This is a genomic window from Hymenobacter mellowenesis, from assembly GCF_030581005.1.
Taxonomy (GTDB): domain Bacteria; phylum Bacteroidota; class Bacteroidia; order Cytophagales; family Hymenobacteraceae; genus Hymenobacter; species Hymenobacter mellowenesis.
Genome location: NZ_JAUQSX010000005.1, coordinates 356,511 through 370,790, shown reverse-complemented (window position 1 = coordinate 370,790; position 14,280 = coordinate 356,511). Strand labels below are relative to the sequence as shown.

General features: G+C 62.6%; 14 protein-coding genes. All 14 read left to right on the top strand.

The features are described from left to right. Positions 1-12: 12 nt before the first annotated feature. The 14 genes from Q5H92_RS12185 (at position 13) to Q5H92_RS12120 (ending at position 14,241) form a co-directional block, all read left to right on the top strand. Positions 13-843: an undecaprenyl-diphosphate phosphatase gene (locus tag Q5H92_RS12185; protein ID WP_305011803.1), complete on the top strand. Its 831-nt coding sequence runs from the start codon at positions 13-15 to the stop codon at positions 841-843. Continuing rightward, positions 840-1,685 carry a tRNA pseudouridine(55) synthase TruB gene (gene truB, locus Q5H92_RS12180; RefSeq protein WP_305011802.1) on the top strand — a complete coding sequence of 282 codons (846 nt, stop codon included), beginning with the start codon at positions 840-842 and terminating at the stop codon, positions 1,683-1,685. The genes Q5H92_RS12185 and truB overlap by 4 nt, the downstream gene beginning before the upstream one ends. Positions 1,686-1,875: 190 nt before the next feature. Continuing rightward, positions 1,876-2,823: a bifunctional riboflavin kinase/FAD synthetase gene (locus tag Q5H92_RS12175; RefSeq protein WP_305011801.1), complete on the top strand. Its 948-nt coding sequence runs from the start codon at positions 1,876-1,878 to the stop codon at positions 2,821-2,823. A 33-nt stretch (positions 2,824-2,856) separates the two neighbouring features. After that, positions 2,857-4,107 (top strand): carboxypeptidase-like regulatory domain-containing protein, encoded by a 1,251-nt coding sequence (locus Q5H92_RS12170; protein ID WP_305011800.1) that lies wholly within the window; start codon positions 2,857-2,859, stop codon positions 4,105-4,107. A 23-nt stretch (positions 4,108-4,130) separates the two neighbouring features. Beyond that, a complete protein-coding gene (locus Q5H92_RS12165) occupies positions 4,131-5,342 on the top strand; it encodes a carboxypeptidase-like regulatory domain-containing protein (protein WP_305011799.1) in 1,212 nt (403 codons plus the stop codon). Beyond that, positions 5,339-6,040: a CoA transferase subunit A gene (locus Q5H92_RS12160; protein ID WP_305011798.1), complete on the top strand. Its 702-nt coding sequence runs from the start codon at positions 5,339-5,341 to the stop codon at positions 6,038-6,040. Before Q5H92_RS12165 ends, Q5H92_RS12160 begins: the two co-directional genes overlap by 4 nt. Before the next feature lie 22 nt (positions 6,041-6,062). After that, complete coding sequence (locus tag Q5H92_RS12155; protein ID WP_305011797.1) at positions 6,063-6,443, top strand: hypothetical protein; 381 nt, start codon at positions 6,063-6,065, stop codon at positions 6,441-6,443. After that, positions 6,436-6,681 carry a hypothetical protein gene (locus Q5H92_RS12150; RefSeq protein WP_305011796.1) on the top strand — a complete coding sequence of 82 codons (246 nt, stop codon included), beginning with the start codon at positions 6,436-6,438 and terminating at the stop codon, positions 6,679-6,681. The genes Q5H92_RS12155 and Q5H92_RS12150 overlap by 8 nt, the downstream gene beginning before the upstream one ends. Before the next feature lie 13 nt (positions 6,682-6,694). Then, complete coding sequence (locus tag Q5H92_RS12145) at positions 6,695-8,110, top strand: serine hydrolase domain-containing protein (RefSeq protein WP_305011795.1); 1,416 nt, start codon at positions 6,695-6,697, stop codon at positions 8,108-8,110. A 187-nt stretch (positions 8,111-8,297) separates the two neighbouring features. Then, positions 8,298-8,957 (top strand): CoA transferase subunit B, encoded by a 660-nt coding sequence (locus Q5H92_RS12140; protein WP_305011794.1) that lies wholly within the window; start codon positions 8,298-8,300, stop codon positions 8,955-8,957. A 93-nt stretch (positions 8,958-9,050) separates the two neighbouring features. Next, positions 9,051-10,190 carry a T9SS type A sorting domain-containing protein gene (locus Q5H92_RS12135; protein WP_305011793.1) on the top strand — a complete coding sequence of 380 codons (1,140 nt, stop codon included), beginning with the start codon at positions 9,051-9,053 and terminating at the stop codon, positions 10,188-10,190. A gap of 342 nt (positions 10,191-10,532) precedes the next feature. Beyond that, positions 10,533-12,071, top strand: coding sequence for a carbon-nitrogen hydrolase family protein (locus Q5H92_RS12130; protein WP_369811142.1), 1,539 nt, complete (start codon positions 10,533-10,535; stop codon positions 12,069-12,071). Positions 12,072-12,330: 259 nt separating this feature from the next. Further along, positions 12,331-13,395, top strand: a complete 1,065-nt coding sequence (locus tag Q5H92_RS12125; RefSeq protein ID WP_305011791.1) for a DUF4394 domain-containing protein — start codon at positions 12,331-12,333, stop codon at positions 13,393-13,395. Between the two features lie 132 nt (positions 13,396-13,527). After that, on the top strand, positions 13,528-14,241 hold the full coding sequence (locus Q5H92_RS12120) for an SDR family oxidoreductase (protein ID WP_305011790.1): 714 nt from the start codon (positions 13,528-13,530) through the stop codon (positions 14,239-14,241). The last annotated feature ends 39 nt before the right edge of the window (positions 14,242-14,280 follow it).

Here is a 14,280-nt window from a genome sequence, read left to right as displayed (position 1 = left end):
AATCACCGAAAAATGACCTATTGGCACGCGCTGCTCCTCGCTATTGTGGAGGGGCTGACTGAGTTTTTGCCCGTTTCCAGCACGGGCCACATGATTATTGCGTCGGCGCTGCTGGGCATTCCGGCCACGCCGTTTTTTAAGCTTTATCTGGTGGTTATTCAGTTGGGGGCCATTCTGTCGGTGCTGGTGGTGTACTGGAAGCGCTTTTTTCAGAGCATCGACTTCTATTTGAAGCTGCTGGTGGCCTTTCTGCCCATCGTGCTGGTGGGCCTGCTGTTCAAAAAACATATTGATGCGCTGCTGGAATCGGTGACGACGGTGGCCGTGATGCTCGTCATTGGCGGCGTGGTGCTGCTATTCATCGACCGCTGGTTTCCCCAGGAGGACCCGCAGGAAGGCGGCCACCCGGTGACGAACCCTAGCTTTAAAGAAGCCTTTATTATTGGCCTGTTCCAGTGCCTGGCGGTGGTGCCGGGCACCAGTCGGTCGGCAGCCACCATCATCGGCGGCCTTACCCAGAAGCTCACGCGCCGCGCCGCGGCCGAATTTGCCTTCTTTCTGGCCATGCCCACCATGGCGGCAGCGGCAGTGAAGGACATTTACGACTACTATAAGGAAGCCAAAACCCACGGCGTGGACGTGGCGCACCTGTTTTCGGGCACGGAACTGAAAATGCTAGCGCTGGGCAACGTGGTGGCCTTTGTGGTGGCGCTGCTGGCCATCCGGCTGTTTGTGGGCTTTGTGGCGAAATACGGCTTTCGGGCCTTTGGAATTTACCGCATCATTGCGGGCGGTATCTTGTTGTTGATGTTGGCGTTGAAACTTCCCCTGAACGTGCTATGAGTACCAAAAGTCTGGCTGATTTCGATTTTGAAACGGGGGAAGTCCTCTTGCTGAACAAGCCCCTGACGTGGACTTCCTTCGACGTGGTGCGCAAGGTGAAGAATACCCTGCGCATCAAAAAAATCGGCCACGCGGGCACCCTCGACCCCCTGGCTACCGGCCTGCTCATCCTCTGCACGGGCCGCAAAACCAAGGAAATCGACCTCATTCAGGCCCAGGAAAAAGAATACACCGGTACCTTCCGCCTCGGCGAAACCACGCCCAGCTTCGACCTGGAGACGGCCGTGGATATGGCCCGCCCGTTCGCCCACCTCACGGAGGAGCAAATTCAAGCCGCCGTGCAGCCCTTTCTTGGCCTCATTCAGCAAACACCGCCGTTGTTTTCGGCCGTAAAAATCGACGGCAAGCGCGCCTACGAAATTGCCCGCCAAGGGCTGGATGCCGAAATCAAATCCAAGACCGTCGAAATCAAAGCTTTTGAGCTGACGCGCATTGCGCTGCCCGAGGTTGATTTCCGCATTGTGTGCTCGAAGGGCACCTACGTGCGCAGCCTGGCTCGCGACTTTGGCCTGGCCCTGGGCTGCGGCGCCCACCTCACGCGGCTGGTGCGGGCGCGCATCGGCGAGTACCGGGTGGAAGATGCTTTCACGCTGGAGGCCATTCAGGCCCTGCGCCCGCTCCGGCCCGAAGATGCGCAGCGCACCCCACGCGCCGAACGGCCCGGCACGGCACCCAACCGCGCTGGTTTGCAATACTTTGCTGCGCTGCAAGCCGATGCGCTGGCGGTGCAGGCCCGGCAGGCGGCAGAGGAAGCGGCTTCGGAATCGACGGAGGCGGAGTAGCAGTAGAGACGCATAATTGCGTCTCGTCGACCGCGCAAATGAAGTGCTGTTTAATCGACTTCGTTCAACGAGGAGACGCAATTATGCGTCTCTACCCGTTCAGATAGCCTGCGCCGCCCTTCGTTCAGGCCCGCGCCCGTTACCTTCGCGGCGCAGTTTCACTTCACTTATTCGCTTCCCCGGCGCCTTCATGCACGTCATCCGCGACCCGGCTCAGTTTCCGTTTCTTGGCAATGCCGTCGTCACCAGCGGCACGTTCGATGGCGTCCACTTGGGTCACCAGCGCATTCTGGCGCGGCTGCGCGAGGTAGCACAGGCCAGCGGCGGGCCGTCGGTGGTCATCACCTACTGGCCGCACCCGCGGCTGGTGCTGGGCCCGCCGCCCTCCCACCCCGAGCTGCTGGAATTGCAACTCCTCAACACCCTGGATGAGCGCATCGCCAAGCTGGCCGAATTGGGTGTGGAGTACTTACTCATTGTGCCCTTCACGAAGGAATTTGCGCAGTGGACGTCGGAGGAATACATTCAGAACCTGCTGCTTAAAACCGTAGGCGCCAAGCAGCTCGTCATTGGCTACGACCACCGCTTCGGCAAGAACCGCGAAGGCGGCTTCGACTACCTCAGCCAGAATGCGGAGCGCTACGGCCTGACGGTGGAAGAGATTCCGCGTGAAGACGTGGATGCGGTGGGCGTGAGCAGTACCCGCATCCGGCAGGCGCTGCGGCAGGGCGACGTGGCCACCGCCAACCGCTACCTCGGCTACCATTATCCGCTCACGGGCCTGGTGGTGCACGGCCAAAAGCTGGGGCGCACCATTGGCTACCCCACGGCCAACATGGTTACGACTGAGCCGCTGAAGCTGGTGCCGGCGCGCGGCATTTACGCGGTGTGGGCCATTACGGCGGCGGGCACGCGGCACCAGGCCATGCTCAGCATCGGGGTGCGGCCCACCATTGGCACAGATTTGGAACAAACCATTGAGGTGAATCTGCTCGATTTCAGCGGCGATTTATACGACCAGCTGCTGACGCTGGAGTTTGTGGCCTGGCTGCGGGCCGAAGAAAAATACGACGGCCTGGACGCGCTAAAGGCCCAATTGGCGTTGGATGCCCGGGCCACGCGCGCGGCGCTGGCCTAGTTTTTCCGGTTATTCTAACCTCTATTCTTACCCATGAGTTACTTCCGCTTATTGATAACTGGTTGCCTTTCAATTCTTACTATCGTCGCGGCGCAGGCCCAGGGCAAGCTGACCGGCGTGGTGCGCGACTCGGCTACGAATGAGCCGCTCTCGTTTGCCAGCGTGTTTCTGGCCAACACCACGCTGGGCGTGACGACGACGGAGCAGGGCACGTTTGTGTTTCCTAAAGTGCCGGCCGGCACCTACGACGTGGTGGGCTCCTACGTGGGCTACCGACTGGCCAAGCAGAGCATCACCATGGGCAAAGAGGCGCAGGAGGTGACCCTCAAGCTGGCCTCGACCGGCAACCAGCTGGGCGAAGTAGTGGTGAAGCCAGCGCCGAATAAGCCCGAGGAATACCAGAAATTCTCGAAGCTGTTTCTGGGCGGCAGCACGTTTTCGGCGCAGTGCCGCATCAGCAACCCCGATGACGTGCAGGTACTTTACGACGACTCGACCAAGGAGCTGACGGCTTATGCCAAGGAATTTGTGCAGATTGATAACGAGGCCTTGGGCTACCGCCTGAAATACTACGGCCTGCAATTCTCCTTTAATGACGATGACCGGTCGGTGTTTTACTACGGCCAGCCGGTGTTTGAGGAAATGAAGCCACGCGACGACCGCCAGCGCAAGCTGTGGGCCGCCAACCGCCTCTCGGCCTACAAAGGCTCGTTTATGCACTTTCTGCGCAGCGTGTATAATGACCGGCTGAAGGCCGAAGGCTTTTATGCCCAGCAGATTCGCGTGTTTGACAATCCCCGGTACCTGCGGGCCGAAGAGCAGCGCAAGGCCCTGACGGCCAGCAAGCCCAACGGTCCCTACACCGCTGCCGAACAGGATTCGCTGGACCAGTGGGACGCGCTGGCGCCCGTGCTGGCCACCCTCAACCAGGAGCCGGTGCCCATCGACAGCATCCGGCGGGTGGGGCCAGGCGGCAAGCGCACGTTTCTGCGCTTCAATGGCGAGCTGCAGGTGGCCTACTTTGGCGAGGCGCCCGACCCGCTTTATAAGCGGCCCATGTCGCCGCTGGGCTACCCCAAAACCCCGTTTCCGGTGGGCCCGCGGCAGGTGTCGCGCCTGAAGCTGCAGGGGCGCGAGGCCCAGATTCAGGCCAACGGCACGCCGCTGAACCCGCTGGATATTTTCAACGGCGAGTACTGGGGCTTCGAGAAGATTGGCGAGTTTCTGCCAGTCGACTACGTGCCCGGCAGCCTGCCGCCGGCCGCCTCATCGGCTCGCCAATAATGCGGCGCGGCCGGCTTCTGCTATTGCTGGTACTGCTGCTGCCCGGCTTCGTGCGGGCCCAGGGCAGCCTGAGCGGCGTGGTGCAGGACTCGGTGACGCATGCGCCGCTGGCCTTTGCGAGCGTGTTTCTGGCCAATACCACGCTGGGCGTGACGACGACGGAGCAGGGCACGTTTACCTTCCCCAAGGTGCCGGCCGGCAATTACGACGTGGTGGGTTCCTACGTGGGCTACCGCCTGGCTAAGCAAAGCGTGACGGTGGGCGCCACGCCCCAGCAGCTCACGCTACGGCTGGCCCCGACGGCCAACCGGCTGGGCGAAGTGGTGGTGCGCCCCAACCCGAACCGGGCCTCGGATTACCAGAAATTTCTGGAGCTGTTTCTGGGTCGCACCACGTTTTCGCGCCAGTGCCGGATTCGGAATCCCGATGATGTGCTGGTCGATTTTGATGTGGAGAAAAACGAGCTCACTGCGTCGGCCTACAAATTTGTGCAGGTGGATAATCAGGCCTTGGGCTACCGCATCAAGTACTACGGTCTGCAGTTCAGCACCAATTTCAACCAGCACGTGGTCAGCTTCTACGGCCAGCCAGTGTTTGAGGAAATGGAGGGCAGCGCCCGCCAGCAGCGCCGCTGGGAGGCCAACCGCGTGAAGGCGTATCAGGGCTCGCTCACGCATTTCCTCAAAAGCGTGCACGATGGGGACATTTCCGCGGCCGGGTTTCTGGCCCAACGTCTGCGCATTGTCCCCAACCGCCGTTTCCCCAGGGCCGACAGCCTGATGCGGCAGCTGCGGCGCGAGCGGATGAATTCGGTTTTTTCGCGCGCCGACCAGGATTCGATGGCGCGCTGGGCCAAGGTGCCGCCGGCGTTTTCGATGCTTTACACCCGGCCCCGGCCGCTCGACAGCCTGCGGCGCTTATCCCCTGATGGCCAGCACGTTTTCCTGCGCTTCGTGGATAATCTGCAGGTGAGCTACCTGCGCGAAGGGCCCGACCCGAACTACCAAATCCGAACCACGCTGCCCACCAACGCGCCCTTTCCGCCGAGCGACCGGCAGGTGTCGCAACTGGTGCTGATGGTGCCCGAAATCGAGATTCAATCCAACGGCCAACTGGCCAACCCGCTGGCCGTATTCACCGACGAATACTGGGGGTTCGAAAAAATGGGTGAATTTTTACCCGTCAATTACCTCCCGCCGCCCACGTCGGCCCCGCCACCCCAACCCACCCGATGATAAATAAAACCGTTTCCAACGCCCACGAAGCTCTCCAAGGCCTCACCGATGGCATGACCCTGATGCTCGGCGGCTTCGGCCTCTGCGGCATCCCCGAAAACTCGATTCAGGAAATCCTGCGCCTCGGCGTGAAGGAGTTGACCTGCATTAGCAACAACGCCGGCGTCGATGACTTCGGAATCGGTTTGTTGCTGCAAACCAAGCAGGTGCGCAAGATGATTTCGAGCTACGTGGGCGAAAATGCTGAGTTTGAGCGCCAATTGCTGAGCGGCGAGTTGGAAGTGGAGCTTATTCCGCAGGGCACGCTGGCCGAGCGCTGCCGGGCCGGCGGGGCGGGCATTCCGGCCTTTTACACGCCCGCCGGCTACGGCACGGAGGTGGGCGAAGGCAAGGAAAGCCGCGAGTTTAACGGCAAGATGTATTTGCTGGAAACCGCATTGCACGCCGATTTTGCCTTCGTGAAAGCCTGGAAGGGCGACACGGCCGGCAACCTCATCTACAAAAGCACAGCCCGCAACTTCAACCCCATGATGGCCACGGCCGGCAAAATTACGGTGGCCGAAGTGGAGGAGCTGGTGCCTGCCGGCGAGCTCGACCCCAACCAAATTCACACGCCAGGCATTTTTGTGCAGCGCATCTACCAGGGCGAGCGGTACGAGAAGCGCATCGAGCAGCGCACCGTGCGGGCGGCTTTGTAGCGGAAACCAAGCGGCCTGAGCCATGCGACTTGCCTTGCGTATCCGCCTGTTGCTGGCGCTGCTGGTGCTGCTGTTGGCGACGCTGCCGGTGGCTTTCGGGGTGTACATCAACGAAACCAGTCCGCCGCCCACCACGGCCCAGCTGGCGGGTCGCTGCTCGCGCTACTGCGAAATGCACGGCTGCCCACACGCCACGCCGGCCAACAGCCCGGCCTATTTTCGCCTGAGGCCATTATTCGTGGCCACCATCAAAGGGCTGATGGGCGGTGGTCGGCAATGGTATGCGGCCGTCAATATTGGCTTCTACCTCGTGTTGATTCCGCTCTTGCTGCTGGGCCTCACCTATGGGGCGCTGCGCAACGCGGTACTGATTCGGCAACTTAAAGCGCAGCGCCGTGAATAGTTTACTGTCGTGGGGCGCCCGCCTGGTGCATTTCGCGTTTTGGTACTGCACCGATTTTATGGTGAATCTGGCCAACCGTGCGCACACTTCTTACAACGAAGCCAACACCTGGGTACTATTGCTGCTCATTCCCGGGCTGCTGGCGCTGCTGGTGGGCGTGCGCATAGCGCAATGGTTCCAGCTGCGGCGGCTGGCCGCTTCCCGTTCTGCTTCTTCCACGGACCCTCCTATTCGATAATCACCTTGCCTTCATGACTCTACGCAAACCATCATTCGCGCTGCTATTGCTGCTGAGCGGCTACGGGGCCGTGGCCCAGGTAACGGCGCCCGCCCGCAAGGCGCCGGCCGGCCCGGCAATTAAAAGCCAGCTCCTGCCGGGCATCAAATCCCCCGGCACCGTCGACCCGCCCGAAGCCCAGCGCATCGACCAGTTGCTGCAGGAGTACACCGCCGACCAACCGGGGAAGGGCTCGCTGGCCAAAGTGCTGAACGACGGCAGCGGCAACGTAATATACCGCCCCAATAAGTACGTGCCCGGCGCCATCGCCCTGGTGATGCGCGATGGCAAGGTGCTCTACCGCAAAGCAGTGGGCTATGATGATTACATCCAGCAAACGCCGCTGCGCACCGACGCCATCGTGCGCATTGCCTCCCAGACCAAGGCCATTACCAGCATCGGGTTGATGCTGCTGTACGACGAAGGCAAATTCCAGCTCGACGACCCAATTTCGAAGTACCTGCCGGCGTTCAAAAACCCCACGGTGCTGGCCACCTTCAACGAAAAGGACACCACCTACACCACCGTGCCGGCCAAGGGCGAAATCACCATCCGGCAGCTTTTCACGCACACCTCGGGCATTGGCTACCCAATCATCGGCAGCAAGGAAGCCCGGGCCATTTATGCCAAAGCGCACATTCCGAGCGGCATTGGCACGCCGGCGGGCTCGCTGGCGGTGTCGATGGATGCGCTGGGCAAGCTGCCGCTCATGCACCAGCCGGGCGAGCGGTTCACCTACGGGCTGAGCGTGGACGTGCTGGGCCGGCTGATTGAGGTGCTTTCGGGCCAGCCGCTGGATAAGTATCTGCGCACGCGCCTGTTTGAGCCGCTGGGCATGAAGGACACTTGGTTTTACCTGCCCGCCGACAAGCAGGCGCGCCTGGTCCAGCTTTATACCGAAGACGCCAACAGGCAAACCGTGTACATGGAGCCGCTGGTGCAGCCGCTGGGCCGCATGTATCCCAACTACCCGAAGGCGTCGGGCGGCACGTACTTTTCGGGCGGCGCGGGCCTGTCGTCCACCATCGATGACTACTCCCGCTTTCTGCAAATGATGCTTGACAATGGCCGCTACAACGGCCGCCAGCTGCTGAAACCCGCCACTGTGGCCCTGATTACGCAGAACCAGATGGGCGACGTGAGCCAGGGCGGCAATAAGTTCGGCCTGGGTTTCAGCATCGTGACGCCCCAGAATGCCAAGTTGCCGGGCCTGTCGGCCGGCTCGTACGAGTGGGGCGGCATTTTCGGCACCACGTACTGGGTCGACCCCAAGACGAAGCTGGTAGCTCTCATCTACACCCAGAAATACCCCAACACGACGGGCCGCGATTTGGCCGGCAAGTTCAAGGCAGCGGTGTATGAGGCGTTTGTACCAGAACAGAAGCCGTAAGCCGGTTACGAAAAGTAAAAAAGAACGTCATGCAGAGCGCAGCGAAGCATCTTCACCGCTTCGTTGAATCGAAGGTCTGCTTATGTTAGCGATTTAAGTTAGTATAGCGGTAAAGATGCTTCGCTGCGCTCTGCATGACGTTCTGCTATTAAAATCATCCCCCATCCCACCCCGAAACCCCACCCCCATGCTCGACAAACACGGCATCGCCAAACGAATTGCCCAAGAAGTAAAAGACGGCTCCTACGTCAACCTCGGCATCGGCATTCCCACGCTGGTTGCCAACTACATACCCGATGGCATCAACGTGGAGCTGCAGTCGGAAAACGGCCTGCTCGGCATGGGCCCCTTCCCGACAGAAGACCAGGTTGACCCGGACCTCATCAACGCCGGCAAGCAGACCGTGACCACGCTGCCCGGCTCCAGCATCTTCTCCTCGGCCGATTCGTTCGGCATGATTCGCGGCGAACATGTGGACCTCACCATCCTCGGCGCCATGGAAGTTTCCGAGCGCGGCGACATCGCCAACTGGAAGATTCCCGGCAAGATGGTGAAAGGCATGGGCGGCGCCATGGACCTGGTAGCTTCGGCCAAAAACATCATCGTGGCCATGCAGCACGTGGCCAAAGATGGCAGCAGCAAGCTTCTGGCCGACTGCACGTTGCCCATCACGGGACTGCGTTGTGTGAAGAAAATCGTGACCGAGCTAGCCGTGATGGACGTGACGCCCGACGGCTTCGTGCTGCGCGAGCGGGCGCCCGGCGTGAGCGTGGAGCAGATTGTGGCCGCCACCGCCGGCAAGCTGGTGGTGCCGGCCGGCGAGGTGCCCGAGATGCAGGGCGTGTGAGCCTATTTGCCGCGCATGGGGTTGGAAGTTTGTTCGGCGCGTATCTTCGTAGCCGCCTAAACAGCTGACCCTATGCGCCAACTCCTACCCTTTTTGCTTCTCCTTGCCGGCCCGGCTCTGGCCCAGACCACTTCGCCCATTATCGACCGCACGGACATGCCCTCACTCACCGCGGGCGTCGATTCGCTGCGCCTGAGCGTGGCCAGCCCGGTGCTGCCCGCCACGGCGCCGCCCCTCACCCGGCGCGGCGCCAACCAGACCTGGAACTACGCCGGCCTAGTACCCACCTCGCAGCGCGTGGAAACGTATCTGCCGCTGGCCACCGTCACGGCCACTTCGGTGCTGTACGCCTTCACGTTCGGTCCCCTGTTTGGGGGCGTGAACCAGGCCACGGTGGCGGGCCAGAAGCCCCTGCCGCTGGCCGCCAGCGGCGTGCTGCCCATCACCGACACGTATGAGTTTTACAAACTCTCGACGGCCGCGGCGGCGCAGCAGGATTTCCGCTCGGTGGGCTTTGGGGGCACGCTGGCGGGCACGGCCGTGCCGGTTACGTATGCCAGCCAAGCCCAACAGGACATTATTTACCGCTTTCCGCTGAGTTTCGCCAGCGCGGCCGATTCCAGCAATTCCTACTTCACTACGCCTGCGGCCGCTGCGGCAGTGGGTTACCTCAGCCAGAAGCGCAAGCGTGTGAACAAGCCCGATGCCTGGGGCACGCTCACCACGCCCTTCGGCACGTTCCAGACGGTGCGCGTGGTGACGCGCCTGCAGGACCACGACAGCATTTCGGTGGGCGGCATCAGCCAGGGCTTCGATGTGCCGGTGACGCGCGAGTACAAGTGGCTGGCCAAAACCCAGCACGTGCCGCTGCTCACCATCACCACCACGCTGATAGCCGGCCAGGAAACCATCACCGGCGTGGAGTACCGCGACATTTACCGCCGCATCGTGCGCCTCGCCACCCGCGACGCCGCCACTGATGCGGCCCTGAGCGCCTACCCGAACCCCTCGGCCGTGGGCAGCCCGCTCACGCTCAGCCTGCCGGCTGGCAGCGGCCCGCTCACCGTGTCGGCCACCGATTTGGTGGGGCGGCAGCTGTTCCGGCGCAGCTTCAACAATTCGGCCGGCGAGCTTACGCTGGGCGCCGAGGCCTTTGGCATCTTCCGCGGCGTGGCGCTGCTCACGGTGACGACGGCGCGCGGCACGGCTACGCGGCGGGTTGTGCGGGAGTAATTTCGGCCCATTTGCACCGTTTTGCGCGGTTTTTCGTTTGCATACCCGTTGGCTGCCCCGGCCAACGGGTTTTTTATTGGGTAATTTTGTGGAGCTGGCGTTGCCACTCCCGCGCAGTTGCCCGCCGTTTTTCCTGCATTTTCGATTTCGATTCTTATGAGTTCTTCTTCCAACGGCAAAGCCACGAACGGCAAAGCGGCCCCTAGCGGCGCCCACGCCAAGAAAGTTGTTTCGCCCATTGCCGCGCTGGCGGCCGAGCGCCTCACGCCTACCGCCGTGCCGGCCCACAAGCTGGTGCTGCGCACGCTGCGCCGCTCTGATTTCAAGGCCATTAAGGACATCATGGACAAGGTGTATTCCAACATGGAAGGCGCCTGGGCGGCCGATGAGTTTGCGGCCCTGCTCCGCAAGTTTCCCGAGGGCCAGATTGGCATTGAAGACAACGGCCGGCTGGTGGCCGCCGCGCTAGCCATCATTGTGGACTACAGCAAGTTTGGCGATAAGCACACCTACGCCAAAATCACGGGCAACGGCAAGTTCGACACCCACGACCCCGACGGCGACACCCTCTACGGCGTCGACGTGTTCGTGGACCCTGAGTACCGCAGCCTGCGCCTGGGCCGCCGCCTCTACGACGCCCGCAAGGAACTGTGCGAGAACCTGAACCTGCGCGCCATGGTGGCCGGCGGCCGCATTCCTGGCTACGCGGCCTACGCCAACGAGATGACGCCCGCCAAGTACGTGGAGATGGTGCGCAACAAGGAGCTGGTCGACCCCATCCTCACCTTCCAGCTCTCGAACGAGTTCTACGTGCGCAAGCTCATCCGGGGCTACCTGCCTTACGATTCGGAATCAAAGGCTTACGCCACGTTGCTGGAGTGGATTAACGTGTATTACGAAGAGACGGAAAAGCTCATCGGCAACACTAAGTCCAACGTCCGCATTGGCGTGGTGCAGTGGCAGATGCGCGCCACCCGCAGCCTGGAAGACTTGCTCCAGCAAATGGAGTTCTTCGTGGACACGGTAAGCGGCTATAAGTCGGACTGCGTGATGTTTCCGGAGTTCTTTAACGCCCCGCTCATGGCCCTCACCAACGAGGACTCGCCGTCGGTAGCCATCCGGGCCATGGCGGCCTTCACTGAGCCCATCAAAATCAAGATGATGGAGCTGGCCGTGAGCTACAATATCAACATTGTGGCCGGCTCGATGCCGGTGTACGAGGACGGCAAGCTGCACAACGTGGCCTACCTCTGCCGCCGCGACGGCACCGTGGACGAGCAGTACAAGTTGCACGTGACGCCCGACGAGGCCAGCTACTGGGGCATGCGCGGCGGCGACAAGCTCAAGTGCTTCGACACGGACTTCGGCAAAATCGGCATTCTGGTGTGCTACGACATCGAATTCCCGGAGCTGGCCCGCATGCTGAGCGACGAGGGCGTGAAAATCCTGTTCGTGCCCTTCTGGACCGACACCAAGAACGCCTACCAGCGCGTGCGCATCTGCGCCCAGGCCCGGGCCATCGAGAACGAATGCTACGTGGCCATCACCGGCTCGGTGGGCAACCTGCCGCGCGTCGAAAACATGGACATTCAGTACTCGCAGTCGGCCGTGTTCAGCCCCTCCGACTTCGCCTTCCCGCACGATGCCATCGTGGCCGAAGCTACGCCCAACACCGAGATGACGCTCATTGCCGACCTCGACCTTGACCTACTCAAAGACCTGAACACCAGCGGTGCCGTGCGCAACCTGCGCGACCGCCGCAAGGACCTCTACTCGTTGAGCTGGACCGTGAAAAAGACCGACCGCGACGAGGAGCTGCTGGAGCAGGGCGTGGAGCGCCTGACGCGCCCCAGCCGCCGCAAGGCCGTGGCGGCGGGCTAATCTGCTCGAACCGGCGCGGCACGCCTTGGCACCGTTTTTTGGCAAAAGCCCTGCGCATCATTTTGGTGCGCAGGGCTTTTCGTTTACCTTGGGCGCCCGGCAGGGCCGCGTCCGTGTCTGGCGCGGGGGCAGCTGTCGTCCGGTTGGGTTCACCTTTTACTGTCTGGGTATGCGCACATCTTTTACTGCTCTATTTCTGGCCACGGCTGGGCTGTTTGGAATCCGGTCGCAGGCGCATGCTCAAACAGTGTATGCCTTAATGCCCAGCACAGATGTGGCCGGTGCTGCCAGCCTAGCGTCGTTCGATGCGGCCGCACCCGCCGCGCTCACCCGCATGGCCTACATCACGGGCACGGGGGGGCTGTTGCCGGTTGCCATTGAAACCCGGCCCGCGACGGGCCAGCTTTACTTGCTGGCATACAGCAACTTTCAAGCCCGCCTCTTTGTATTGAACCGGAATACCAGCGTGGCCACACCGGTGGGCCCGGCGCTTTCGCTGGGGCTGGGCAATTCTTCCAACAACATCGGGTTTGGGTTTGACCCGGTGGCCGACCAGGTGCGGGTGGTGGGAAATACCGCCAACTACCGGCTCGACCCCGGCACCGGCGCACTGGTGGCCACCGATGCGCCCCTGGCTTACGCCAGCACCGACGCCTACGCCGGCCAAACGCCCTCCGTGGGCGCCATCGCCTATACGAACACCTACAATGGCAGTGCAGCGACCTCGCTCTATGGCCTCGACAAGAGCGCCGGCCGGCTGGTGACGCTGAACCCGCCCAACACCGGCACGCTGCGCACCGCCGGGCCGGTGGGCTTGAGCCTGACGGGCGCGCTATCGAGTTTCGACGTGGACTACAACCCGGTATCCGGTAGCAACACGTTGTATCTGGTGCGCTCGGCTCTGACGGGCAACATCTCCGAGGCGTTCCTTTACACGCTCAGCCCCGCCACCGGCGCGGCCACGCTGGTGGGGCCCGTGGGCGGCGCTATTGCCTATAGCCTTATTTCCGATATTGCTGTGGCTCGCCCCGTGGTATCGGCTACCCGCGCCCGCGCCGGGGCGGCTACCGACGTGCGCGTGTATCCCAACCCGGGCAGCGGCCCCCGCCACTTGGCCTTCACCCTGCGCCAATCCGGGCGCGTGGCCTTCGACCTGTTCGACCCGTTGGGCCGGTTGCTGAGCAGCCAAACGTTTGGCTGGCTGCCCGCTGGCCCGCACGCCCTGCCGTGGGCCGCGCCACTCGCCGGGCACGGCCTCTACACCCTGCGCTTGCGCGTGGAAGGCCGGCCGCAGGCCACCGTGCTGCTGCAAGTGGCGGAATGACGGCCCGGTGGGCGCCGAAAAAGCGGATGGCGGGCATCGCTTGGGGGAGGAATGCGTGAAATTTACGACGGTTTTGTGCGTAAACTGCAGCCCCAAATTCCTCTGTTTTCCCCACCAACCCTTTACTGAACCATGCGCGTTTTCATCACCGGAGCCAACCGGGGCCTGGGCCTCGAACTTACCCGCCAGTACCTGGAGCGCGGCGACCAGGTGTTTGCTACCAGCCGGAAGCCCGCCGAGGCCGGCGACCTGCACCGCCTGCGCCGCCAGTACCCCGACCGCCTGACCCTACTGCCCCTCGACGTGGCCAGCGCCGACTCCATTGCCGCCGCCGTGCAGGCCGTGCAAAGCGCCACCGACGGCCTCGATGTGCTCATCAACAACGCCGGGGTGTACCCGCACGCGGGCTCGGGCGACGCCCACCAGCGCCTGGGCCAGCTCACCCACGACGACGCCATCGAAACCATGCAGGTGAACGCCATTGGGCCGCTGCTGGTGGCCCAGGCGCTGCTGCCGCTGCTGCGCGCCGGCCAGAAGGGCCGCATTCTGAGCATCTCCTCGGGCCAGGGCTCCCTGACGTGGAAAGCCACCGGCGACCCCTACCACTACAGCGCCAGCAAGGCCGCCCTGAACATGTACATGCGCAGCCTGGCCGCCGAGATTGGTCACATGGGCCTGATTTCGGTGCTTGTGGACCCGGGCTGGATGCGCACCGACATGGGCGGCGACCACGCCACCCAAGAGCCCGCCGACTCGGCTCGCGGCATCATCCGCCTGGCCGAGCAGCTGCACGCCGACGAAAACGGCAGCTTCCTCACCTGGCAGGGCCAGCCGGTGCCATGGTAAGCACCCCGCAGCAGGCCCGGTGCTGAGTAGCTGTCAAAC

Coding starts and splice junctions, on each gene's coding strand:
- Q5H92_RS12185 (WP_305011803.1), top strand. CDS start 13: ATGACCTATTGGCACGCGCTGCTCCTCGCTATTGTGGAGGGGCTGACT.
- truB (WP_305011802.1), top strand. CDS start 840: ATGAGTACCAAAAGTCTGGCTGATTTCGATTTTGAAACGGGGGAAGTC.
- Q5H92_RS12175 (WP_305011801.1), top strand. CDS start 1,876: ATGCACGTCATCCGCGACCCGGCTCAGTTTCCGTTTCTTGGCAATGCC.
- Q5H92_RS12170 (WP_305011800.1), top strand. CDS start 2,857: ATGAGTTACTTCCGCTTATTGATAACTGGTTGCCTTTCAATTCTTACT.
- Q5H92_RS12160 (WP_305011798.1), top strand. CDS start 5,339: ATGATAAATAAAACCGTTTCCAACGCCCACGAAGCTCTCCAAGGCCTC.
- Q5H92_RS12155 (WP_305011797.1), top strand. CDS start 6,063: ATGCGACTTGCCTTGCGTATCCGCCTGTTGCTGGCGCTGCTGGTGCTG.
- Q5H92_RS12145 (WP_305011795.1), top strand. CDS start 6,695: ATGACTCTACGCAAACCATCATTCGCGCTGCTATTGCTGCTGAGCGGC.
- Q5H92_RS12140 (WP_305011794.1), top strand. CDS start 8,298: ATGCTCGACAAACACGGCATCGCCAAACGAATTGCCCAAGAAGTAAAA.
- Q5H92_RS12130 (WP_369811142.1), top strand. CDS start 10,533: ATGGACAAGGTGTATTCCAACATGGAAGGCGCCTGGGCGGCCGATGAG.
- Q5H92_RS12125 (WP_305011791.1), top strand. CDS start 12,331: ATGCCCAGCACAGATGTGGCCGGTGCTGCCAGCCTAGCGTCGTTCGAT.
- Q5H92_RS12120 (WP_305011790.1), top strand. CDS start 13,528: ATGCGCGTTTTCATCACCGGAGCCAACCGGGGCCTGGGCCTCGAACTT.